Below are 21,359 nucleotides of genomic sequence, written 5' to 3' on the forward strand. Positions count from 1 at the left end.
GCGGTCAGGGGATGTAACGCAGGGGATCCACCGGCGTCCCGTTCTCGTAGACCTGGAGGTGCAGGTGGCACCCGGTCGACAGCCCGGTGGTGCCGACGTACCCGATCAACTGGCCCATCTCGACCCGTTGGCCAGCCCGGACGGCCATCCGCGACTGGTGCGCGTACCCGGTCATGATGGACTTGCCACCGATCACCCCGTGGTCGATGACGACGTAGTTGCCGAACCCGCCTTGGCGGCCGGCCTTCGCCACGGTGCCCGACTGCGCGGCGTACAGGGGAACACCGCAGGCCGCACCCCAGTCGTTGCCGTTGTGCAGCCGCCAGTACTTCAGGATCGGGTGGAACCGCGGCCCGAAGGGCGACCCGGGCCGGGCCAGCACCGGGCGGATGAAGCCCTGCGGGCTCAGGATCATCTGAGGTCCGTTGTCGGCCAGCGGATACGTGCGGGGATTCCGTGACACCACGCCCCTGGCCACCAGCCGGGCGATGTCCTCGCGGGAGGCCCCGCGGGCGAGCTGTTCGGCGGCGCGCGCGGCGAGCTCGCCCTGGATCTTCGTCTCCTCCTCCAGGAGCGCCTGGTACTCGGCGTTGTCGGCGTCCAGCGCGGACTGGGCCTCGGCCCGGTACTGGTCGTTGCGGGCCACGAGCGCAGCCACGTCAGCCTCCTGCGTGACCGCGTCCGTCTCGAGGCGCGTGATCCGCTCGACGTTCTCCTCGCTGCGCTTCTTGTCCGCCGCCACCGTCGCCTCGAGGGCCGCCTGGGCGGCCTCGGCGGCCTCGAGGCGACGCTTGAGCACCTCGAGTTCCGAGAGCCGCTGGGCCGTGGTGTCGAAGATCGTGGTGTCCCACTGGAGGCGCTGTGCCATGTCGTTGGGGTCGCGCCCACCCAGCACGACGGCGATGCCGGTCAACTTGCTCTGCCGCTGGTAGGCCTCGCGGGCGGCCTTGCTGATCAGCCTCTGCTGGGCGGCGACGCGCTCGCGCGCCTCCCCCGTGGCCGCCCTCGCCCGGCGGAGCAACTCCTGCTGGAGACGCAACTCCCTGGCCAACTCGCCATCCAGACGCTGCGCCTCGGCGAGTTCGACGCGCGTGGCCTCGAGCGCGGCGCGTGCCTCGTCGAGCTGGCGTTGCGACGCCTCGAGTGCCGCGGTGGCGTCGGCCAGCGCGGAGCTGTGCTCGTCGATGGCGGCGCGGCTCTGCTCGAGGTCTCTGACGATCTGGGCATGGCGGTCGGACAGCTGGTCGGCGCTCGCCGGCACCATCACACCCAGCGCGAGGGCGATGCTGGCGGCTCCGGTGACGAGCGCGCGGACGGCGCGCCGGCCCGGAGCCGTGGAGCAGGCGGAGGAAGACACCTGTCGCACGTTCGGTCCCCTTACGGATCGGAGTGGCGATTCCGAGGCTAGGCGCGTGACCCGTCCGACCGGCGGTGGGCACGCCGAAGATGTCCGCATTCACAAGGTGATCCGATCGAGGCAAGATGGAGGGAACGCCCGAACGGAGGAGCCCCATGTCCGATCCCACTGGCCCGCTCGACGAACTGCGCCGCAACCTGACCGGTTCGGCCGCCGGCGACTACGCCCCGCGTGTGGCGGGCGGCGACGTCGCCGACACCCAGATTCCCTCCCACGCCGACGTGAGCCCCCTGTCCCGTCCGTCCGATGAGCGCAAGCCGAAGGTCCGCGAGGAGGACGCCGACGGCGCCCCCGAACTCTGAGCATGCTGCTGGACGAGTTGGCCGAGGCGTCCGAACGCGTCGCGGCGACACGGGCTCGGTCCCAGAAGGTGGCGATCCTCGCCGAGGCGCTGGGACGGGCCGGTGCCGACGAGGTGGAGGTCGCAGCGACCTACCTCGGGGGGTCGATCCGCCAGCGGCGCACCGGCGTCGGCCGGCGGTCCCTGGCCGAGCCGCCGACGCCGGCGTCCGAGCCGACCCTGACAGTGCTGGAGGTGGACGCCGCCCTGGCGCACCTCGGGACGCTCGAGGGTCCGGGATCCCAGGGGGCGCGCAGTGCCGCCCTCGGCGCCCTGCTCGGCCGCGCGACCGAGCGTGAGCAGCGATACCTGGCCGGCCTCCTGACGGGCGCCCTGCGGCAGGGCGCCCTCGCCGGGCTGCTGGTGGACGCGGTGGCCCACGCCTCCGGCGTCCCCCTGCCGGTGGTGCGGCGGGCCGCCATGCTGGCCGGATCCATTCCGGGGGTGGCCGCGACGGCGCGGTCCCGTGGCGAGGAGGGCCTCGCCGCCTTCCGGGTGCAGGTGTTCACGCCCGTGCTGCCGATGCTGGCCGCGTCCGCCCCCACGGTCACGGACGCGCTGGACAAGGCGGCCCCCGGGCGTCCGGTCGCGGTGGAGGCGAAACTGGACGGCATCCGCCTCCAGGTCCACAAGCGCGGCGACGAGGTGCGCCTCTACAGCCGCTCGCTGGACGACGTCACCACCCGCTTCCCCGAGATCGTGGAGGTGGTGCGCTCCATCGACGCCGACACGCTGGTCGCCGATGGTGAGGCACTCGCGCTCGACCGCGAGGGGCGTCCACGCCTGTTCCAGGACACGGCGTCCGGCGCGGCCGGCGGCCTGACACCGACCTTCTTCGACGCGCTCCTCCTCGACGGCGAGCCGCTGTTGGACCTGCCGCTCACCGAACGGATCGCCCGACTCGCGGAGCGGGTCCCCGTTCGGCACATGATCCAGCGCACGGTGACCGACCGGGCCGCCGTCGCCGAGGCCTTCACCGAGCACGTGCTGGCCCAGGGCCACGAAGGGGTCGTGGTCAAGGATCTCGACGCCCCCTACGAGGCCGGTCGCCGCGGCTCGGCCTGGGTGAAGGTCAAGCCCGTGCACACCCTCGACCTGGTGGTGTTGGCCGTCGAGTGGGGGTCGGGACGCCGGCGGGGCTGGCTGTCGAACATCCACCTGGCGGCCCGCGACCCCGACACGGGCGGCTGGGTGATGCTCGGGAAGACGTTCAAGGGCATGACGGACGAGATGCTCGCCTGGCAGACCGAGCGATTCCTCGCGTTGGAGACCCACCGGGAGGGCCACGTCGTCCACGTCCGGCCCGAACAGGTCGTGGAGGTCGCGTTCGACGGATTGCAGCGTTCGACGCGTTACCCCGGCGGCGTGGCACTCCGTTTCGCGCGGGTCCTGCGCTACCGCGACGACAAGCCCGCAGCCGAGGCCGACAGCCTTCAGACCGTGCGATCACTCGCTCGCTGATCCCGCGGGAGCCGCCCCCGGAATGGCCGTGCGGCCCGCCGTTGAGCGGGCCGCACGCAGTTGATGTGTCATTCCTGGGGGAAAACCACTGTCGCCGGGGTGGGGTGACGTCCTCATCCTGTCACTTCCACAGGATCGGACAACCCGGGGACATCTGGACAGGGGCACGCCTCCCCTCCTCCAAAAGGACGAGAAACCGGCCCTCCGCCGATCCGGCCCCAACCCCCGGAAACCGCTCTGGCAGGGCGTGTCGCGTCCGGGCACATCTGAGCGCCACCCGCGACAGCGGCCAATTCTTTATCGACCTGTGACCTGCGGATCGCCGTCCCGGCGTGGCGGCTCAGGCCTCCCGGCCGCGGCGGAACCGGCGCTTGAGGCGCAGGTCCGGAGGGAGCACCGGCGCCTTCAACCGGTCGACGGAGCCCCGGTAGCCGGCCACACGGCCGAAGCGGTCGTCCGGGGCGTCGTTCCACTCCTGGCGCAGCCGCAGGATGTCGTCGTGCGTCCGGCCGATGAAGTTCCACCACATGACGATGCCCTCGTCGAACGGCTCCCCACCCAGCAGCATGACCCGGGCCGGGGCGTCGGTCGGGTTGTGGAGGCGCAGGTGGTCCAGGCCGGCGTCACGGACGCCGAGCACCGCGTTGTCGAGACGGACCCCGTCGAAGTCGACGTGACCGGTGTCGACGAGGATGCCGTGCTCGAAGCCGGGGTCGACGGCCCCCTCCCACGTGGCACCGGCCTCGATCACGAGTTCGGAGCCGAGGAGCGCCGTCTCGGTGTGGATCGGCGAGCCCTGGTCCTCGAGGCTGCCGATGAAGGTGCGCGCCCGGACGCCGGGGGCGACCTCGTGCACCTCGGGCACGAAGTGCTGGAACTCGCGGGTCAGGTCGGCGGACTCCTCCGGCAGCACGACCCACAGCTGGACGCCGTGCAGGGCCGCCCTGCTCCGGGTGGACACCTCGGAGTGGGCGATGCCGTGGCCGGACGTCATGAGGTTCACCTCGCCGGGACGCACCATCGCGTGGACGCCACCGGAGTCGCGGTGCTCGATCTCGCCACTGAACAGCCAGGACACCGTCTGCAGGGAGGTGTGCGGGTGGGGCGGCACATCCATGCACGCGCCCTCCTCGGGCCCATAGTGATCCACGAAGCACCACGCCCCCACGAAGGACCGGCTCATGTTCGGCAGCGTGCGCCGGACGCGCAGCGCATCCGCCCCACCGAGAGGGACGTCCTTGGGCGGGTAGGTGTCGACCCGTCCGGCCGGATGCCGTTCGCCGTGCTCGCAGATGCGCACCTGCGGATCGACCTCGGTGTTGCTCATGGCACTCCTCCTCGCTCGTTCCCCCAGCGTAGGCCGCGTCCCCCTAGGCTGGCGCCCATGCTTGAACCCTTCGATGCCGTCGACGTGATCCGCACCAAGCGCGACTCCGGACGGCTGAGCGACGCCCAGATCGACTGGGTCGTCGACGCCTACACCCGCGGCGTGGTCGCCGACGAGCAGATGTCGGCGCTGGCGATGGCGATCTTCCTCAACGGGATGGACCGCGAGGAGATCTCCCGCTGGACCAACGCCATGATCGCGTCGGGCGAGCGCCTCGACTTCTCGGTGCTCGGCGCGACCGCCGACAAGCACTCCACCGGCGGGGTGGGCGACAAGATCACGCTGCCCCTGGTGCCGCTGGTGGCGAGCTTCGGCGTCCGGGTGCCGCAGTTGTCGGGTCGAGGGCTGGGCCACACCGGCGGGACGTTGGACAAGATGGAGTCGATCCCCGGCTGGCGGGCGAGCCTCTCCAACGACGAGATGATGGCGATCCTGCGCGAGGTCGGCGGCGTGATCTGCGCGGCCGGCTCGGGCCTGGCCCCCGCGGACAAGAAGCTCTACGCGCTGCGGGACACCACGGCGACCGTGGAGTCGATCCCCCTGATCGCGTCGTCGATCATGAGCAAGAAGATCGCGGAGGGAACCGGCGCGCTCGTCCTCGACGTGAAGACCGGCGCGGGCGCCTTCATGCGCGACGAGGCGAAGGCACGCGAACTGGCCCGCACCATGGTGGACCTCGGCAACGACGCGGGCCTGACGACGGTGGCCCTGCTCACCGACATGTCCGTGCCGCTGGGACTGGCGGTCGGCAACGCGCTCGAGGTGCGCGAGTCGGTCGAGGTGCTGGCCGGCGGTGGCCCCGCCGACATCATCGAACTCACCGTGGCCCTGGCCCGCGAGATGCTCACCGCCGCCGGCCGGCCGGACGCCGACGTCGAGGCCGCCCTGTCCGACGGCCGCGCCATGGACGTCTGGAACCGCATGGTCGCCGCCCAGGGGGGCGACCCGGACGCCGACCTCCCGGTCGCGGCGCACACCCACACGATCACCGCGGACGCCGACGGCGTCCTGGCGGACATGGACGCCCTCGGCGTCGCCGTCGCCGCCTGGCGCCTCGGTGCCGGACGGGCCCGCAAGGAGGACCCGGTCGATTTCGCTGCGGGCGTCCTGTTGCACGCCAAGCCCGGCGACGCCGTCCGGGCCGGCGACCCGGTGATGACCCTGCACACCTCGGACGAGGCCAAGTTCGACCGCGCGATCGAGGCGCTCGCGGGCACCCTGACCTGGGCCCCCGCCGGGACGGCCGTCGAGCGCGGGCCGATCGTGATCGACCGGATCGCCTGACGCAGGGCCCTCAGGCCCGCCCGCCCTCCAGGGCTGCGGCGAGGTCGTCCCAGAGGTCCTCGACGTCCTCCAGGCCCACGGAGAGCCGCAGCAGTCCCTCGGGCACCGTCCGTGGCTCGGACGCGATGCGCCGGCGCCGCTCGATCAGCGACTCGACGCCACCCAGGCTGGTCGCCGGCGTCCACAGCCGGACGCGCTGGGTCACGGCCGTCGCCGCCTCCCGGCCCCCCACGGGCTCGAACGCGACCATCGCGCCGAACCCGCGCATCGTCCGGGCGGCGACCTGGTGCCCTGGATCCTCGGGCAACCCCGGGTAGCGCACCCGCTCCACCGCCGGGTGCACCGCCAGCCGCCGTGCGATCTCGGCGGCCGTCTCCTGCTGCCGGGCGAGCCGGACGCCGAGGGTGCGCACCCCGCGCAGCGCCAGCCAGGCCTCGAAGGGCCCGGGGATCGCGCCCAGGAGGGTCCGATGGTCGACGATGCCCGCCCGCAGATCGGCGTCCGCGGTGACGAGGACCCCCAGCAGCACGTCGGAGTGCCCAGCGAGGTACTTGGTGGCCGAGTGCATGACCACGTCGGCACCCACCGTGAGCGGGTTCTGCAACAGCGGCGTGGCGAAGGTGTTGTCCACCCCGACGCGAACGCCCTCCGCCTTCGCGGCCTCGATCAGCGCCGGCAGGTCGGCGACCTCGAGCAGCGGGTTCGTCGGTGACTCCAGCATCAGCCAGCCGGCCCCGGGCAGGGCCGCACGCACCGCGTCCGTGTCGGCGACGTCGACGAGGGTCAGCGCGAGGTCTCCGGCGGCGTCCAGTTGCCGGGCCAGGGCGAGCATGGCGTTGTAGCTGGTCTCGCCCATCACGACGCGCGCACCGCGCGGGACGAGCGAGAAGAGCGCCGCGCCGGCCGCCATGCCGGACGCGAACGCGACGGCCCCGCCCGGTGCCCCCTCCAGGGCGCCGACGACCTCCTCCAGGGCGGCCCACGTGGCGTTGTCGTAGCGCCCGTAGATGGGGATGCCCTCGGCGAAGTCGCCCGGTGTGACGTGGGTGCTGGTCAGCTCGACCGGCGGGTTCACGCCGGCTCCCGGGGTCCGCGGCGGTCGCCCGAGGGCGACGGCCAGGGTCTCGGGAGCGAGTCGATGGTGCTGGGTCACAGTCGTTCCTTCGCTTGACGGTATTCGGCTTCCAGGCGGTCGACGAGGTCCGCGACGGCGGGCACGTCGTCGATGGCGACCACCCCATGGCCGGCGGACCAGATGTCGCGCCACGCCTTGGCGTCCGACTCGCTCGGGTTGGTGACGTGCCCGAGGTCGACGGGCCCGGGCGGGACGTCCGGGTCGAGGCCGGCGGCGGCGAGCGACGCGCGCAGGAAGTTCGCGGGGATCGTGCTCACCGACGCGGTGTGGACGATGTCGCGCACCTGCGCGTCGACGATCATCGTCTTGTACGCGTCGCTCGCCCCGGACTCCGCCGTCGCGATGAAGCGCGTGCCGACATAGGCCAGGTCGGCGCCCATCGCGCGGGCCGCCAGCACGTCCGCGCCCGAAGAGATCGCCCCGGCCAGCAGGAGCACCCCCTCGAACCACGGCCGGACGGACGCCACCAGGGCGAACGGGTTGGTGTCCCCCGCGTGTCCGCCGGCACCGGCCGAGACCAGGATGAGCCCATCGACCCCGGCCGCGGCGGCCTTGCGTGCGTGCTGGGCGTTGGTGACGTCATGGAGGACGATGCCACCCCAGCCGTGCACGGCGTCCACCACCTCGGACGCCGCGCCGAGCGACGTGATGACGACGGGGACGCGGTGGCGGGCGAGCACGGCGAGGTCGTCGCGGACGCGCGTGTTGGACGAGTGGACGATCAGGTTGACCGCGTACGGCGCGTCGTCGGGGGCCAGTCGGTCGGTGATGGTGGTGAGCCAGCCGTCGAGTGCCTCGGTGGTGCGGAGGTTCAGCGCCGGGAACGACCCGACGATTCCGGCCCGGCAGCAGGCGACGACGAGGTCGGGCGTGGAGACCAGGAACATGGGCGCGGCCACGACGGGCAGCCGGAGGCCCGTGAACGGGGCGGGCAGGGCGGCGCCGCCGAAGGGAGAGGACGCCGGCCGCCCCGGGAGGGCGATGCTCTCCTCCAGCCCGCGCACCATCGCCCCTCCCTCCTCAGATGATCGGTGCCAGCGTAATGTCAGGGACACAGGAGGAACCATGCCGAAGACGAATCGCGATGGCTCGGCGAAGAAGTCCGAGCTCCCCTCGACCCTCGAACGTTCATCCGACAAGGCCCAACGCGCGTACGCACACACCTACGACGCGGCGATCGAGCAGTACGACGGCGACGAGGAGCGCGCCCAGCGGACGGCCTGGGCGTCCGTCAAGCACTCGTACGAGAAGGTCGGGGACCGCTGGGAGGCCAAGGACGAACCCGGACCCTCCGACGAGCGAGCCGAGCGCGGCGGCCCGTCCGGCGGCGAGAGCGCCGGCGGCGTGGATGCCCACGCCACCAAGGAACACCTGCTGGAGCTGGCCCGCGGACTGGACGTGAAGGGCCGCTCCCGGATGACGAAGGCCGAGCTCGTCGACGCGTTGCAGCGGGCCAACGAGAAGGCGACCCGAGAGGCTCGCAGGGACTGACGCGCCGAGGGCCTCGCGGTGGAAGGATGGGGACAGGATCAGGAGGAGGACCCATGTACACACCGTCCGATGACCGCTATGACACCATGAAGTACCGCCAGATCGGGCGCTCCGGTCTGCGCCTGCCCGCGGTGAGCCTGGGCCTGTGGCACAACTTCGGCGACGACGTCCCGTTCGAGCGCCAGCGGGACATGCTGACCACCGCGTTCGACCACGGGGTCACCCACTTCGACCTGGCCAACAACTACGGGCCGCCCTACGGCTCGGCCGAGCAGAACTTCGGACGCCACCTGCGTGAGTCGTTCCCCGGCCTGCGTGACGAGCTGGTCATCTCGAGCAAGGCCGGCTGGGACATGTGGCCGGGTCCGTACGGCGGTGTGGGCGGGTCGCGGAAGTACCTCATCGCGTCGTGCGACCAGTCGCTGAAGCGCATGGGGCTGGACTACGTCGACATCTTCTACCACCACCGCCCCGACCCGAACACGCCCCTCGAGGAGACCATGGGCGCGCTCGACCACATCGTCCGGACGGGGCGGGCGCTGTACGTGGGGATCTCGTCCTACTCCCCGGAGTTGACCGCCGAGGCCGCGCGCATCCTGGCCGACCTGGGCACGCCGCTGCTGATCCACCAGCCGAGCTATTCGATGCTCAACCGCTGGATCGAGACCGAGGGACTGCTCGACACCCTGTCCGACGTCGGCGCCGGCTGCATCGCGTTCTCGCCGCTGGCCCAGGGCATGCTGACCGACCGCTACCTCGAGGGGATCCCGGCGGGGTCCCGGGCCGCCCAGCGCAAGTCACTGGGCCGGAAGCTCCTGGGCGATGAGGCACTCGGCCACATCCGCGCGCTGAACGACATCGCGGCCGGGCGCGGCCAGTCGCTGGCCCAGATGGCCCTGGCCTGGGCGCTGCGGGACGAGCGGGTGACGTCGGTGCTGATCGGGGCGTCCCGGACGGAGCAGGTGCTCGACAACCTCGGGGCCCTGGAGAACCTGGCCTTCAGCGACGACGAACTCGCGGCGATCGACGAGCACGCGGTGGACGGCGGCATCGACCTGTGGAGGACCGCCCGCCAGTCGGTTTCCTGATCGGGGTGGGGCGGGGTGCCCCCCGGCGCGCCGACACTCAACAAGGTCACAATCGAGAGGGTTTTTTTCCTTCGCGGATGAGACTTTGTTGAGTGTCGGCACCACCACCGGCACCACCACCGGCACCACCACCAACCCCACCCGGCGGAGCGTTCAGCGCGCCCGCAGCAGGCTCAGTCGCTCGTAGTACTCGTCGGTGCTCAGTTCACCGTCGGCGTAACGCTGGGCGAGGATCCGCTCGGCGTCGTCGAAACCGGACGCCACCCGCGGGGCACCGCCGGTGAGCGCCGTCCGGTGGCGCGGATCCCAGAGGAACGGACCGATGCGTCCGCGCCCGGCCAGGATCACGAGGAAGACGGCGAGGACCACCAGCCACATCATGGCTCAGCCCTCCTGACGCCCGCCGCGCAGCGCGGTGGACCGCTCGAGGTACTCCTCGGGCGAGATCTCGCCCTTGGCGAGTCGGTCGGCGAGGGTGGCGAGGGCTGCTTCCTCCGGCGAGGGTTGGGCCCACGGGCCACGGCCCCACGGCCCCTCGGCCCACGGTGGACCGGGGCGACGGCCGGGCCCGTCCTGGCCCTGCCCGGCGGATCCGGGCCCGCCCTGGTGACGCGGATCCCAGCGAACGGGGCCGACGCGGCCGTGCTTGAGCAGGCTGATGATGACGACGACGGCGAGGAGCGCCAGGAGGAGCCCCGGCAGCATCATCACCGGGCCGAACCCCCAGTGACCCATCTGGCCGAGGTGACCGCCCATGTCGAGAGGAACGAATGTGTTGAACATGTCTTCATCCAACGCGTCCGGGCTGTCTCTTTCATCGGCCCCGGCGATGACCCGGCTGTGCGCCCGCGTACGTCACCGTGCGTACGTCCGCCTCGGCACCGGGACCGATGCATCGCACGCCCGGGCCACGTAGCCTTCCCCGCATGGACACCCGCGTGCGCACCGCCGTGGCGACGCTCGTCGCCGGCGGCGCCCTGGTGTTCGGGTGGCGCGCCGGATGGTTCACGACCCACATGGACGACGGCGCGATGATGGGACCGGGCCGCATGGGTCCGGTGACCGCTCCCCCGCCGCCCTCCTCCCCCCTCGACCTCCCGGTCTGGGTGGCGATCCTCGTCGTGTGCGCCGGCATCGTGCTGCTGCCACGGCGTCCCCTCACCGGCTTCCTCGTCGGCATGGCCGGCCTGGTCGCCTACGGCGCCCTCGACGGCCCCTCCATCGCCGGCTTCCTGCCCGCACTCATCCTGTCGATCGGGTTCCTGCGCCACCGCGGGACCGCGCGCACCGCCCCCTGGCTCGCCCTGATCCTGCTCGCGTTGTGGGCCACGTGGTGGGACGCACCCGCCCTCGGCGTGACCGACTGGCGCATGTGGACCTCCATCGCGTCGCAGTTCCTCTGGGTCCTGGTCCCGACGCTGCTGTTCGCCCTCGCCCGGGACCGCCACGCCGTCCGCGAGCACGAGCGCGCTGAGGCGATCGAGCGCGCGGCGTCCGACGAGCGGTTGCGCCTGGCGCGGGAGATCCACGACGTCGTGGGGCACTCGCTCTCGATGATCTCCCTGCAGTCCGCCGTCGCGCTCCGGGTGATGGACGCCGACCCCGCCCAGGCCCGTGTCTCGCTGGAGGCGATCCGCTCCTCGTCCAAGGACGCCCTGACCGAGCTCCGCCGCACCCTCGGCGTCTTCCGCGGCGACGAGACCCCGCTCGCCCCCACCCCGTCGCTGTCGACGATCCCCCAGCTGGTGGAGGAGGTGCGCGCGGGTGGCGTCCGCGTCGACCTCGCCCCCTTGCCGGACGCCGCGGGCCTCGGCGCCGCCACCGAGGCGGCGGCCTACCGGATCGTCCAGGAGGCCCTCACCAACGCCGTCCGCCACGCACCCGGACGGGCGGTCACCGTGACGATCGGACGCGATGGACCGGGCCTCTGGCTCAAGGTCACCGACGACGGGGCGCCACCGGCGCAGATCACCGAGGGCGGCGGGCTGCGCGGCATGCGCGAGCGGGTGGATGCCCTGGGTGGCACGCTGGAGGCCGGCCCCACGGCGTCCGGTTTCGTGGTGGCGGCGTGGCTTCCCGGAGGAGGACGATGAACGACATCCGGGTGTTGCTCGCCGACGATCAGCCGCTGGTCCGTATGGGCCTGCGCGCCCTGGTGACCTCGGAGCCCGGGATGGTCGTCGTGGGCGAGGCGTCCGACGGCGGCGAGGCGATCGAACAGGCGCGGGAGCTGGCCCCCGACGTCGTCCTCATGGACATCCGGATGCCCGGCACCGACGGGCTGAGTGCCCTGCGCGCCATCGTGTCCGACCCCGCGCTGGCCGGCACCCACGTCGTCATGCTGACCACCTTCGAGCTGGACGAGTACGTCTTCGCCTCGCTCGAGGCCGGCGCCTCGGGATTCCTGATCAAGGACGCCGATCCCGACGACATCCTGCGCGCGATCCGGGCCGCCGCCGGCGGCGACAGCCTGCTCTCCCCCACCGTGACGCGGACGGTCATCTCGACGTTCACCCAGCAGCGCCGCTCGCCGAGCCCCCAGCGCCACCCACGCCTGGATGACCTGACCGAACGGGAACGCGAGGTGCTCGAACTCGTGGCCCAGGGCCTCAACAACGACGAACTGGCCGAGCGCCTGTTCATCAGCAAGGCCACGGCCCGGACGCACGTGAGCCACATCCTGCTCAAGCTGGGCGCCCGGGATCGGGCACAGCTCGTGGTGATCGCCTACCGGTCCGGGCTCGTCTGACGCGCCGGGATCAGCCCCTGCCTCCGGCTCTGACGTCGTGGGCGCGGACGATCATGTCCACGGCCTCGTCGATCGAGTACCGGCCGGTGTTGATGACCAGGTCGTAAGCCTCGTCGTTGTTCGGATCCCAGCCGTACAGGCGCTTCGACATCTCCCCACGCAACCGGTCCTCGGACTCGCTCCGGCGCTCGGCGACCTCCTCCGAGATCGCATCGAACTCGGCGGCGCGGCCGACCCGCACCCCCGCCGGAGCCGTCAGGCGGACGTGGAGCGCGCCGGGGTGCTGGGCGAGGACCACCGTCGCGTTCCGGCCGAGGATGACCCCGCCATGGGCGACGGCTTGCGTGACCTCGATGGCGTTCTCGGCAGCGAGGTTGCGGTCGGCCCGCTGGTCGGCACCGATGTTGAGGTCGGCGTCGGAGATGCCACGGCCGGCCACGCTGCGCAGGAAGCGATCCCACGTGCCCTCGACCTTTTCGTCGTACTCCGGGGCGGCCTCCAGGTCGGCGGAACTGAGGCGCTGGCCGGTGTACGGGACGCCGAGGCGCTCGGCGACCTTGCGTCCGATGGCGTCCGCGCCGCAGCCGTACTGCTCGAAGAGCGTGACCACGGGACCGGTGGCGGCGGCCGGGGTCCCGGCTCCCGGGACGCCCGCGGCGGCCGACCTGCGTTCGTTGAGTTCGCCGACGAGGTGGGCGTGCTGCTTCTCCGACAGGGGGTAGGCGAACAGGATCAGGGCGGCGATGATGCCCAGGATCGCGGGCACCCAGCCGGTGGCCACGCGAAGGCCGGTGACCATGTGCTCGAAGCCGGGGTCACCCAGCTTGATCGCGGCGGAGTACCCGAAGGCGCCGATGATCGGACCACCGAGCGCACCGCCCAGGCCCTGGCCGGACTTCCGGACGAAGGACAGGATCGAGTACGCGCCACCCTCGGAACGCGTGCCGGTCTTCCACTCGCCGTAGTCGACGGTGTCGGCCTGCATCGAGAACATCAGGGCGTTGGTGCCGCCGACGCCGACGCCGAGGATGAACCACCCGACGATCGCCATCACCAGGCCGCCGGTCGGGACCAGGGCGATCACGACGTATGCGACGACGGCCACGAACGCCATGACGATGTAGCCGAGCCGCTTGCCCAGCTTGACGGTGATGGCGGGCACGAAGGACGCCGCGAGGATCGTGCCGACCGTCTGGGCGAGCATCAGGAAGGTGAAGTAGCCGGCATTGCCCAGGACGGAACGCGTGTAGTACATCGCCACGGCGTTCATGGTGAACATGGCGCCCAGCAGGAAGAACGCCCCGATGCAGAGGACGAGCAGGGGCTTGTTCCGGCCGACCATCTTCATGGTGGTGGAGAACTTGCTCTTGCCGGGCGTCCTCGGCACGACCTCACGGGTGTTGAGGAAGCACACGAGGTAGAGGAGGACCGCCAGGACGCCGAGGATGACGCAGGTGATCGTGAACTTGAGCCGCACCTCTTCCATCGGCAGTTCCTGGATGCCCTGGAACTGGGGCGAGATGATGGCGGACAACGCGACGCCGGTGATGGCCGAACCGATGGAACGGGCGCCCGAGAGGCGCGAGCGGTCGAGCGAGTTCTGCGTCATGGCCGCGGACAGGGAGCCGTACGGGATGTTGACGAACGAGTAGGCCAGCTGGAAGGCGGCGTCGAACAGGAGGATCCAGACGAACGCCTGGGTCGGGGTCAGGCCGGCCGGGGTGCTGAACAACAGGACCAGCATGATCGCCAGCGGCGTCGAGCCCCACAGCAGCCAGGGGCGTAGACGGCCCCAGCGCGTGTTGGCCTTGTCGACGGTGTTGCCGGCGATCAGGTCGGCGACACCGGCCCAGACCTTCGTGACGGCGTAGATCGTGCCGGCCGCCGCGGCGGAGAGCCCCACGATGTCGGTCATGTAGACCATCAGGAACATCGAGGTCATCTGGAACGCGAGGTTGTTGGCCACATCGCCCAGCGCGTAGGAAACGACCCTTCCGTTCCCCAGCGTGCCCTTGGGCCCCTTGTCCAACGTTGCGGTGGTCATGCCACTCCCCTTCATCGAAACTTCAACGGCTGATGTCGACGGTAGGGCGACGATCGATGGTCGGAGGCCGAATCGCCAATGTTGCCGTCGAACCTGTTGGGAATTGTCATGCAGATCACCGTGGTGGGGGGTCATGACCGGACGCTCGCTCCCGAGCGGATGACCGTCCACCTGCAGGTCGGCGTCGAGGGCGACGGCCAGCCCTCGCGGAGGAGCCACCGGGCAGCGATAATGAGCCCATGGACGCCGACTACACCGTGGTCGACAATCCCGAGCGTCGCCGGTTCGAGGTGCGCGACGGGCGCAAGGTGCTGGGGTGGACCACCTACGAGCAGACGTCCCAGATCATCGTGTTCCACCACACCGAGGTGAGGGTGCGGTACGAGGGCATCGGCCTGGGGAGCCTGCTCGTCCGCACCACGCTCGACCACGCCCGCGCCCAAGGCATGCGCGTGCTGCCGCTGTGCCCCTTCGTCGACGGGTGGATCGAACGCCATCCCGACTACGCCGACCTGATCTACCGCCCGCGGGCCGGCGAGCCGGTCCCCTGATCAGTTCCGACCGGGCTCGGTGAGCGGACCAGCTTCGCGGGGTTCGACTGGGTGCCGCGCATCCCGAGGGTGTCCCAGTCGTCGGCGATCTCGGAGCCGGCCGCATCGTCAGTCGCGCGACCCCTGGGGCAGCGTGACCTTCGTGCGGGTCGCCGGGCGCGAGGGCGGCGGGACGACGGGGCCGACGTCCCCGTCCGGGGCCTCGTCGAGGTCGACGATCACGGGCGCGTGGTCGGACGGCAGCTTGCCCTTGCGCGCCTCACGGTCGACCCAGGCGGCCCGCGCGCGGGCCGCGACGGACGCCGAGGCGAGGACGAGGTCGATGCGCATGCCGAGGTCCTGGTGGAACATGCCGGCGCGGTAGTCCCAGTAGGAGAAGACGCGCTCGTTCGGCCAGCGTTCACGCAGGACGTCCACGAGTCCGAAGGCCCCGAGGGCGTCCCGCTCGGGCGGGGTCACGTGCGTGTGCCCGACGTAGGCGGACGGGTCGAAGACGTCGGCGTCCGACGGGGCGATGTTCATGTCGCCGCACAGTGCCGCGTCCGCCGGGCCGTCCGCCACGGCCGCACGCAGGGCGTCCAGCCAGGCGAGCTTGTAGGCGTAGTGGTCGGACGCCACCTCGCGGCCGTTCGGCACGTAGAGCGAATGCACGCGGACGCCGCCGCACACGGCGCTGATCGCCCGCGCCTCGGCCCTGTCCGCGTAGACGGGTTGCCCGGCGAAGCCGCGCTCGACGTCGTCGATGCCGACCCTCGAGAGCAGGGCGACACCGTTCCACTGGCCCTGGCCGTGGTGGGCGAAGGTGTAGCCGCGCTCGGCGAGGGGCTCGGCGAGCAGGGCGGCGAAGGCCTCGTCCGACAGCTTGGTCTCCTGCAGGCACACCACGTCCGGACGCCGCTGCTCCAGCCAGGGCAGCAGTCGCGGGATGCGCTGCTTGACGGAGTTGACGTTCCACGTGGCGATCCTCACCACCCCGAGGCTAGCGCGCCCGGGGACGGGCGGTTCCACCACGCCCGGGCACAGAACTCGCCCGCACCCCTCGAGGAGTGCGGGCGAGTGCTGGCCCGGCGACGATCAGGCCGTGGGCGGCGCCTCGGGATCCGTGGTGGGGAACGTCGGCTCCTGCGTCGGGATCATCGGGTCGGTCGGGGCCTCCGGATCCACCCGCGGTTCGGTCGGCAACGGGTTGTTGGTGTTGTTCGGCAGGCCGAGTTGGCCCTCGACCCAGTCGCCCGCCTGGTCGACCTGGGCGGAGTACTGGCCTCCGGTCCTCTCGTCGACGAAGTCCTCGATCTTGTCGATGAAGCTGCGCGCCTGCTCCGGGTTCTGCTGCGCGTAGCCCTTGGCCTTGTCGACGTACTCACCGGCGTTGAACTGCTGCGGCTGGTCGGTCATGACTTACCTCCTGATGGGGACACTCGTACCGGGTTCACGGTAGCGACGACCGTCGCCCGTGGGAAAGGGGGAAGATCGCGGTCAGCCGGCCGACGGATGGGTCATGTCCACCGGGACGACCCACGCGTCGAACTCCTCGCCGGTCAGCTTGCCCGAGCGGATCGCCGCCTCCCGAAGCGTGGAGCCGCTCTTGTGGGCCTCCTTGGCGATGGCGGCCGCCGCGTCGTAGCCGATGTGGCGGTTGAGGGCCGTCACCAGCATCAGGTTCGAGGACAGGTTCGCCTCGATCCGCTCGCGGTTGGGCTCCAGGCCGACGATGCAGTGGTCGGTGAAGGACGCCGCCGCGTCGGCCAGCAGCCGGATCGACTCCAACACCGCGTGTGCCATGACGGGCTTGAACACGTTGAGCTGGAAGTTGCCCTGGCTGCCCGCGAAGGCGGCGGTGGCGTCATTGCCGAACACGCGGGCGACGACCATGGTCACGGCCTCGGACTGCGTCGGATTGACCTTGCCCGGCATGATCGACGACCCCGGCTCGTTCTCGGGGATCGTCAACTCGCCGATGCCGTTGCGCGGCCCGGAGGCGTACCAGCGGACGTCGTTGGCGATCTTCATCAGTGCCCCCGCCAAGGTGCGCAGGGACGCCGACACCTCGACCAGCGAGTCGTGCGCCGAGAGCGCCGCGAACAGGTTGTCGGCCTGCCGGAACTCCAGGCCCGTCTCGGCGCTGATCCGCTCGGCGGTGAGGCGTCCGAAGTCGGGGTGGGCGTTGAGGCCCGTACCCACGGCGGTGCCCCCGATCGCGAGGTCGCGGGCACGCCGGTCGGCGGCGCGCACACCCTCCAGCGCGAAGTCGATCTGGGCGACCCAGCCGCCGATGACCTGGCCGAGCGTGACCGGGGTGGCGTCCTGCAGGTGGGTGCGCCCCACCATGACGACGTCGGCGAACCGGGACGCCTTGGCCGCCAGTACGTCACGCAGCCGTTCGACCGGCGCCCAGAGGCGCCCGTTCAGTTCGCTCACCACCGCGACGTGCATCGCGGTGGGGAACGTGTCGTTGCTCGACTGACCGCGGTTGACGTGGTCGTTGGGGTGGACCGGGTCCTTGGAACCCCTGACCCCGCCGGCCATCTCGATGGCGCGGTTGGAGATGACCTCGTTGGCGTTCATGTTCGACTGGGTGCCGGACCCGGTCTGGAACACCACGAGTGGGAAGTGCTCGTCCAGGTCGCCCGCGATCACCTCGTCCGCCGCCCGGACGATGAGGTCGGCCACGTCGCCCGGCAGCTCACCCAGGTCGCCGTTGGCCTGGGCCGCCGCCTTCTTCAGGACCCCGAGGGCACGCACCATGGCGCGACCCCACACGAAGGTGTCACGACCGATGTCGAAGTTGCCGATGGAGCGCTGCGTCTGCGCGCCCCAGTAGGCGTCGTCCGGCACCTCGACGGTGCCCATGCTGTCTCGCTCGATACGCATCAGGCGTCCTCTCCTTCACGGTCGGGGTCGGCGACGGCGCCCAGGTGCCTCGCCGCGGCGCTGATCTTGCGGGCCAGCGCGATGTCGCGCCGGCTCAGACCGCCCACGTCGTGGGAGGTCAGGGAGACGTCGACGTGGTCGTAGCGCAGGTCGACATCGGGGTGGTGGTTGGCGGCGTCGGCGTCCCGCCCGATCGCGACCACGAACTCGACGCCCGTGGCGAAGGAACCCGTGTGGAACCGGGCGCTGGCGACCTCGTCGGCGACCCGCCAGTCGCGCAGGCCCTCGGCGCTGTTGAACTCGTCAGCGGTGATGGAATCACTCATGGCCCCATCCTCGCCCCGGACATCCGTAGAACCAAGGGGTTCGTCAGCGGTCGCGGCTGCTCGACGACGGAGTGCCACCGCAGCGCCATGTCACTCCTCGTCACCGGTGTTGCGCTGCTCGGAGCCCGTCGTGCCGTCGGTGCGCTCCCACGTGCAGACGAGTTCGTCCTTGGCGCCGAACCGGACGAGGTGGCGTCCCACCACCGACTCGAGGCGGTCGCGGGCCTCGGCGTCCTCGCAGACCAGGGCGACGAACAGGACGCCGTCGCCCGCGGCGAGCGTCGCCCGCCCACCCGGGAAGTCGAGGAACCCTTCACCGGACTCGTCCTCCCACGTGGTGGGGATCTTCTTCCGGAAGTGCGAGGCGAGTTGCTTGGCGTACCGTCCGGGGCGGTCCGTGGCGACGGCGGCGGTGCTGGTGAGGTCGGTCACGGACGCCAGCCTACGCAGGCGTGCGTGTCGTGCGAGGATTCCCCGCGTGACAACGCACAGGACGGGACTCGGCTGGCTCGTGCTCGCCGGCCTGGCCTGGGGGACGTCAGGCACCCTCGGCGTCCTGCTGCGCGCCGAGTCGGGGCTGCCGCTGCTGTCGGCGGGCGGCCACCGCATCCTGGTCGGCGGGTTGCTGATCCTCGCGTTCACCCTCCTCACGCGCCGCTTCCGCCTCCCGCGGCAGCGGTCCGGCTGGGTCCGCGTCGCCGGCCTCGGCCTGGCCACGAGCGTCTACCAGATGGCCTTCTTCTCGGCGATCGGTTTCGTGGGGATCGCGGTCGCCGCCCTCGTCACCATCGGGTCGACACCGGTCCTCGTGCTCGCGATCGAAGCCATGACCGGGCGCACCCGCCTGACCGGACGCCTCGGGCTCGCCCTGGCCGCGGCCCTGATCGGGCTGGCGCTGCTGGCGGGTTCACCACCGGAGGGGATCACCCTCACCGACGCGGCGATCGGCTCGGGGCTGGCCTGCGTGGCGGGCGCGTCGTTCGCCGCGATCAGCATCATGGGTGCGAACCCCGATCCGGATTTCGACGATGCCACCGGCACCGGTGCGGCGTTCGTCCTGGGCGGGATCGCCGTCCTGTCCATCGCGTCCGCATTCGGACCCATCGGCTTCACGCCCACCCCGCCGGCGGTCCTGCTCGTGCTGGCGCTCGGCCTGGTTCCGTCGGCGGTCGCCTACCTCTCCTACCTCCGCGGGCTGCGCACCCAGAGCGGCACGACCGGCTCGCTGGTCGCCCTGCTGGAGCCCCTCACCGCCACGGTGCTCGCAGCGCTGGTCGTCGGCGAGTGGCTGACCGGGCCGGCCGCCGTCGGCGCCGGCTTGCTGCTGACCGCGGTGCTGATGTCGACGCTCGGCAGCGGAATTCGCGCCACCCGTGACACGATGGAGCCGGAACTGCATCCCTGAGGTAGAGGACCGAGAGCAGGTACCGATGAACGCCGACACCCCCGCCCGCCCCCCTGCGAACCACCCACGCCCCACCTTCGCGCGCGCCGCGTGGCACTCCCTCGACGGGCCATGGCGGTTCAGCAGCGGACGGGCCCAGGACACGCCCGCCGACCAGGCCTGGGACCGCACGATCCAGGTGCCCTTCCCGCCCGAGTCGTCCGCCTCGGGCATCTCCGAGTCCCGCTGTGACCACCCACGCTACCGACGGACCTTCACCGTCGACCACGCCGCGGACGAGCGCGTCCTGCTGCACTTCGAGGCGGTGGACCACCACGCACGCGTCTGGGTGGACGGACGACTCGTCGGTGAGCACACCGGCGGCTACACGCCGTTCGTCTTCGACATCACGGACGCGCTGGCCGACGGCCCCGAGCACGAGGTCGTCGTCGCGGCGACCGACCTGACCCGCGACGTGGAACAGCTGCGCGGCAAGCAGGACTGGCATGACGAGCCGCACATGATCTGGTACGACCGGTCGTCGGGCATCTGGCGGTCGGTGTGGCTCGAAGTGGCCCCGGCCGTCCGCATGGCCTCGGCGGCGTGGACCACCCTGGACCTCGCCGGCCACCTGCACGGACTCGTCCGCCTGGCCGGCTGGGACGAGACGGACGATCTGGTCGTCGAGGCGTCCTTCGCCTGCCAGGGGCTGGAGCTGGGGACGGTCCGCGCCGAAGCGACGGCGTCCCCGGTGGAGGTGTACGCCCGGCTCGGTCGCGCGGCGAGCGCCGACACCCCGTGGCTGTACTGGACTCCGGACGCACCGGTGCTCATCGACGTCAGGCTCCGGCTGCTGCGCGGCGACGTGGTGCTCGACGAGGTGTCCGGCTACACCGGCCTGCGCACGGTCGACGTCCGCGCGGGCGTGGTCGAACTGAACGGCGTCACCGTCTTCTCCCGGCTCGTCCTGGAGCAGGCCTTCTGGCCCGACACCCTCTTCACCGCCCCGTCGCTGGACGCGCTGGTCGCCGAGGCCGCCCTGATCAAGGGGATGGGGTTCAACGGACTGCGCATGCACCAGGTCAGCGCCGACCCGCGCTTCCTGCGCGCGTGCGACGAGGTGGGGTTGATGGTGTGGGCGGACGTCCCGGCGGCGTACGTGCACTCGCCGCGGTCGACCGCCGAGGTCACGGCGACGCTCACCGCCCTCATCGAGCGCGACCGCAACCATCCCAGCGTCGTGGCATGGGTGCCCTACAACGAGAGCTGGGGCGTGGGCGAGGTCGCGACCTCGGCATCCCAGCAGGCGGCGGTCCGTGGCGCGTACTGGCTGGCCAAGTCGCTCGACCCGACGCGCCTGGCCATCGGCAACGACGGCTGGGAGAACGTGGCCGGCGACCTCGTCGGCGTCCACGACTACACGCACGACCCCGACCTGCTCGGCTCCCGCTACGGCACGCCGGACGCCGTGCGCGCCACCCTCGCAGGCGAGCGCCCCGGCGGCAAGGTGGTGCTGATCGACCCCCTGCTCGCGGGGGCGCCGGTGGTGGTCAGCGAGTTCGGCGGGGTGTCGCTCCGGCGCGGGAGCGACTCGTGGGGGTACGGCGAGGTCGCCGACGCCGAGGCGTTGCTGGAACGCGTGCGCGCGCTGGTGGCCCCCGTCGGGTCGCGATCGGGGCTGGCCGGATTCTGCTGGACCCAGCTCACGGACTGCCGCCAGGAACAGAACGGGCTGGCCTGGCCGGATCGGACGCCGAAGGTTCCGATCGAGGACTTGAGGGCGGCTGTGACGGCCTCCGGGTAACGGTTTTCTCTATTTCGACAAAAATTG

General features: G+C 71.5%; 22 protein-coding genes. 10 read left to right on the plus strand and 12 right to left on the minus strand.

From position 1 onward, the window contains the following. Positions 1 to 4 precede the first annotated feature (4 nt). Complete coding sequence (locus AC5YDA_RS05985) at positions 5 to 1,366, minus strand: peptidoglycan DD-metalloendopeptidase family protein (RefSeq protein ID WP_496192902.1); 1,362 nt, start codon at positions 1,364 to 1,366, stop codon at positions 5 to 7. Between the two features lie 146 nt (positions 1,367 to 1,512). On the opposite strand from AC5YDA_RS05985, the gene AC5YDA_RS05990 reads away from it, so the two are divergent. After that, entirely contained in the window at positions 1,513 to 1,719 is a 207-nt protein-coding gene (locus tag AC5YDA_RS05990) for a hypothetical protein (protein ID WP_496192903.1), read from the plus strand. A gap of 2 nt (positions 1,720 to 1,721) precedes the next feature. Next, the gene (locus AC5YDA_RS05995) at positions 1,722 to 3,218 is read left to right on the plus strand and encodes an ATP-dependent DNA ligase (protein ID WP_496192904.1); all 1,497 of its coding nucleotides are present in this window, start codon (positions 1,722 to 1,724) and stop codon (positions 3,216 to 3,218) included. 340 nt (positions 3,219 to 3,558) lie between these two features. Here AC5YDA_RS05995 and AC5YDA_RS06000 read toward each other — a convergent pair whose 3' ends face one another. Then, positions 3,559 to 4,545 carry a pirin family protein gene (locus AC5YDA_RS06000; protein WP_496190143.1) on the minus strand — a complete coding sequence of 329 codons (987 nt, stop codon included), beginning with the start codon at positions 4,543 to 4,545 and terminating at the stop codon, positions 3,559 to 3,561. 57 nt (positions 4,546 to 4,602) lie between these two features. Here AC5YDA_RS06000 and AC5YDA_RS06005 point away from each other — a divergent pair, with 57 nt between their 5' ends. After that, positions 4,603 to 5,889 (plus strand): thymidine phosphorylase, encoded by a 1,287-nt coding sequence (locus tag AC5YDA_RS06005; RefSeq protein WP_496190144.1) that lies wholly within the window; start codon positions 4,603 to 4,605, stop codon positions 5,887 to 5,889. 10 nt (positions 5,890 to 5,899) lie between these two features. Here the strand turns inward: AC5YDA_RS06005 and AC5YDA_RS06010 are convergent, their stop codons facing one another. Both AC5YDA_RS06010 and AC5YDA_RS06015 read right to left on the minus strand, forming a co-directional pair. After that, entirely contained in the window at positions 5,900 to 7,042 is a 1,143-nt protein-coding gene (locus AC5YDA_RS06010; protein WP_496190145.1) for a trans-sulfuration enzyme family protein, read from the minus strand. Beyond that, on the minus strand, positions 7,039 to 8,031 hold the full coding sequence (locus tag AC5YDA_RS06015; RefSeq protein WP_496190146.1) for an NAD(P)H-dependent flavin oxidoreductase: 993 nt from the start codon (positions 8,029 to 8,031) through the stop codon (positions 7,039 to 7,041). The genes AC5YDA_RS06010 and AC5YDA_RS06015 overlap by 4 nt, the downstream gene beginning before the upstream one ends. A gap of 58 nt (positions 8,032 to 8,089) precedes the next feature. On the opposite strand from AC5YDA_RS06015, the gene AC5YDA_RS06020 reads away from it, so the two are divergent. Both AC5YDA_RS06020 and mgrA read left to right on the plus strand, forming a co-directional pair. Continuing rightward, complete coding sequence (locus tag AC5YDA_RS06020) at positions 8,090 to 8,515, plus strand: ChaB family protein (RefSeq protein ID WP_496190147.1); 426 nt, start codon at positions 8,090 to 8,092, stop codon at positions 8,513 to 8,515. A gap of 53 nt (positions 8,516 to 8,568) precedes the next feature. Beyond that, the gene (mgrA, locus tag AC5YDA_RS06025; protein ID WP_496190148.1) at positions 8,569 to 9,603 is read left to right on the plus strand and encodes an L-glyceraldehyde 3-phosphate reductase; all 1,035 of its coding nucleotides are present in this window, start codon (positions 8,569 to 8,571) and stop codon (positions 9,601 to 9,603) included. Positions 9,604 to 9,756: 153 nt separating this feature from the next. Here the strand turns inward: mgrA and AC5YDA_RS06030 are convergent, their stop codons facing one another. Next, positions 9,757 to 9,984, minus strand: a complete 228-nt coding sequence (locus tag AC5YDA_RS06030; RefSeq protein WP_496190149.1) for an SHOCT domain-containing protein — start codon at positions 9,982 to 9,984, stop codon at positions 9,757 to 9,759. A 3-nt stretch (positions 9,985 to 9,987) separates the two neighbouring features. Continuing rightward, positions 9,988 to 10,386 carry an SHOCT domain-containing protein gene (locus AC5YDA_RS06035; protein WP_496190150.1) on the minus strand — a complete coding sequence of 133 codons (399 nt, stop codon included), beginning with the start codon at positions 10,384 to 10,386 and terminating at the stop codon, positions 9,988 to 9,990. A gap of 143 nt (positions 10,387 to 10,529) precedes the next feature. Between AC5YDA_RS06035 and AC5YDA_RS06040 the strand changes: the two genes are divergently transcribed. Continuing rightward, positions 10,530 to 11,696 (plus strand): sensor histidine kinase, encoded by a 1,167-nt coding sequence (locus tag AC5YDA_RS06040; RefSeq protein ID WP_496190151.1) that lies wholly within the window; start codon positions 10,530 to 10,532, stop codon positions 11,694 to 11,696. Further along, positions 11,693 to 12,352 carry a response regulator gene (locus tag AC5YDA_RS06045; protein ID WP_496190152.1) on the plus strand — a complete coding sequence of 220 codons (660 nt, stop codon included), beginning with the start codon at positions 11,693 to 11,695 and terminating at the stop codon, positions 12,350 to 12,352. Before AC5YDA_RS06040 ends, AC5YDA_RS06045 begins: the two co-directional genes overlap by 4 nt. Positions 12,353 to 12,362: 10 nt before the next feature. On the opposite strand, the gene AC5YDA_RS06050 is transcribed toward AC5YDA_RS06045, so the two are convergent. Beyond that, the gene (locus tag AC5YDA_RS06050; protein ID WP_496190153.1) at positions 12,363 to 14,396 is read right to left on the minus strand and encodes a glycoside-pentoside-hexuronide (GPH):cation symporter; all 2,034 of its coding nucleotides are present in this window, start codon (positions 14,394 to 14,396) and stop codon (positions 12,363 to 12,365) included. Between the two features lie 239 nt (positions 14,397 to 14,635). On the opposite strand from AC5YDA_RS06050, the gene AC5YDA_RS06055 reads away from it, so the two are divergent. Then, on the plus strand, positions 14,636 to 14,947 hold the full coding sequence (locus tag AC5YDA_RS06055; RefSeq protein ID WP_496190154.1) for a GNAT family N-acetyltransferase: 312 nt from the start codon (positions 14,636 to 14,638) through the stop codon (positions 14,945 to 14,947). Between the two features lie 108 nt (positions 14,948 to 15,055). On the opposite strand, the gene AC5YDA_RS06060 is transcribed toward AC5YDA_RS06055, so the two are convergent. The 5 genes from AC5YDA_RS06060 to AC5YDA_RS06080 form a co-directional block, all read right to left on the minus strand. Next, the gene (locus tag AC5YDA_RS06060; protein WP_496190155.1) at positions 15,056 to 15,916 is read right to left on the minus strand and encodes an exodeoxyribonuclease III; all 861 of its coding nucleotides are present in this window, start codon (positions 15,914 to 15,916) and stop codon (positions 15,056 to 15,058) included. Positions 15,917 to 16,021: 105 nt separating this feature from the next. Further along, positions 16,022 to 16,342 carry an antitoxin gene (locus AC5YDA_RS06065; RefSeq protein WP_496190156.1) on the minus strand — a complete coding sequence of 107 codons (321 nt, stop codon included), beginning with the start codon at positions 16,340 to 16,342 and terminating at the stop codon, positions 16,022 to 16,024. 81 nt (positions 16,343 to 16,423) lie between these two features. After that, the gene (fumC, locus tag AC5YDA_RS06070; RefSeq protein ID WP_496190157.1) at positions 16,424 to 17,818 is read right to left on the minus strand and encodes a class II fumarate hydratase; all 1,395 of its coding nucleotides are present in this window, start codon (positions 17,816 to 17,818) and stop codon (positions 16,424 to 16,426) included. Further along, positions 17,818 to 18,144, minus strand: coding sequence for a 4a-hydroxytetrahydrobiopterin dehydratase (locus tag AC5YDA_RS06075; RefSeq protein WP_496190158.1), 327 nt, complete (start codon positions 18,142 to 18,144; stop codon positions 17,818 to 17,820). The genes fumC and AC5YDA_RS06075 overlap by 1 nt, the downstream gene beginning before the upstream one ends. Positions 18,145 to 18,234: 90 nt before the next feature. Then, complete coding sequence (locus AC5YDA_RS06080) at positions 18,235 to 18,576, minus strand: DUF2218 domain-containing protein (protein WP_496190159.1); 342 nt, start codon at positions 18,574 to 18,576, stop codon at positions 18,235 to 18,237. A gap of 46 nt (positions 18,577 to 18,622) precedes the next feature. Here AC5YDA_RS06080 and AC5YDA_RS06085 point away from each other — a divergent pair, with 46 nt between their 5' ends. Then, on the plus strand, positions 18,623 to 19,549 hold the full coding sequence (locus AC5YDA_RS06085) for a DMT family transporter (protein ID WP_496190160.1): 927 nt from the start codon (positions 18,623 to 18,625) through the stop codon (positions 19,547 to 19,549). 25 nt (positions 19,550 to 19,574) lie between these two features. After that, positions 19,575 to 21,332 carry a sugar-binding domain-containing protein gene (locus AC5YDA_RS06090; RefSeq protein WP_496190161.1) on the plus strand — a complete coding sequence of 586 codons (1,758 nt, stop codon included), beginning with the start codon at positions 19,575 to 19,577 and terminating at the stop codon, positions 21,330 to 21,332. Positions 21,333 to 21,359 lie beyond the last annotated feature (27 nt).

The sequence above is a fragment of the Propioniciclava sp. LT294 genome, from assembly GCF_059516005.1.

Coding starts and splice junctions, on each gene's coding strand:
- AC5YDA_RS05990 (WP_496192903.1), top strand. CDS start 1,513: ATGTCCGATCCCACTGGCCCGCTCGACGAACTGCGCCGCAACCTGACC.
- AC5YDA_RS05995 (WP_496192904.1), top strand. CDS start 1,722: ATGCTGCTGGACGAGTTGGCCGAGGCGTCCGAACGCGTCGCGGCGACA.
- AC5YDA_RS06000 (WP_496190143.1), bottom strand. CDS start 4,545: ATGAGCAACACCGAGGTCGATCCGCAGGTGCGCATCTGCGAGCACGGC.
- AC5YDA_RS06005 (WP_496190144.1), top strand. CDS start 4,603: ATGCTTGAACCCTTCGATGCCGTCGACGTGATCCGCACCAAGCGCGAC.
- AC5YDA_RS06015 (WP_496190146.1), bottom strand. CDS start 8,031: ATGGTGCGCGGGCTGGAGGAGAGCATCGCCCTCCCGGGGCGGCCGGCG.
- AC5YDA_RS06020 (WP_496190147.1), top strand. CDS start 8,090: ATGCCGAAGACGAATCGCGATGGCTCGGCGAAGAAGTCCGAGCTCCCC.
- mgrA (WP_496190148.1), top strand. CDS start 8,569: ATGTACACACCGTCCGATGACCGCTATGACACCATGAAGTACCGCCAG.
- AC5YDA_RS06030 (WP_496190149.1), bottom strand. CDS start 9,984: ATGATGTGGCTGGTGGTCCTCGCCGTCTTCCTCGTGATCCTGGCCGGG.
- AC5YDA_RS06035 (WP_496190150.1), bottom strand. CDS start 10,386: ATGTTCAACACATTCGTTCCTCTCGACATGGGCGGTCACCTCGGCCAG.
- AC5YDA_RS06040 (WP_496190151.1), top strand. CDS start 10,530: ATGGACACCCGCGTGCGCACCGCCGTGGCGACGCTCGTCGCCGGCGGC.
- AC5YDA_RS06045 (WP_496190152.1), top strand. CDS start 11,693: ATGAACGACATCCGGGTGTTGCTCGCCGACGATCAGCCGCTGGTCCGT.
- AC5YDA_RS06050 (WP_496190153.1), bottom strand. CDS start 14,396: ATGACCACCGCAACGTTGGACAAGGGGCCCAAGGGCACGCTGGGGAAC.
- AC5YDA_RS06055 (WP_496190154.1), top strand. CDS start 14,636: ATGGACGCCGACTACACCGTGGTCGACAATCCCGAGCGTCGCCGGTTC.
- AC5YDA_RS06065 (WP_496190156.1), bottom strand. CDS start 16,342: ATGACCGACCAGCCGCAGCAGTTCAACGCCGGTGAGTACGTCGACAAG.
- fumC (WP_496190157.1), bottom strand. CDS start 17,818: ATGCGTATCGAGCGAGACAGCATGGGCACCGTCGAGGTGCCGGACGAC.
- AC5YDA_RS06075 (WP_496190158.1), bottom strand. CDS start 18,144: ATGAGTGATTCCATCACCGCTGACGAGTTCAACAGCGCCGAGGGCCTG.
- AC5YDA_RS06090 (WP_496190161.1), top strand. CDS start 19,575: ATGAACGCCGACACCCCCGCCCGCCCCCCTGCGAACCACCCACGCCCC.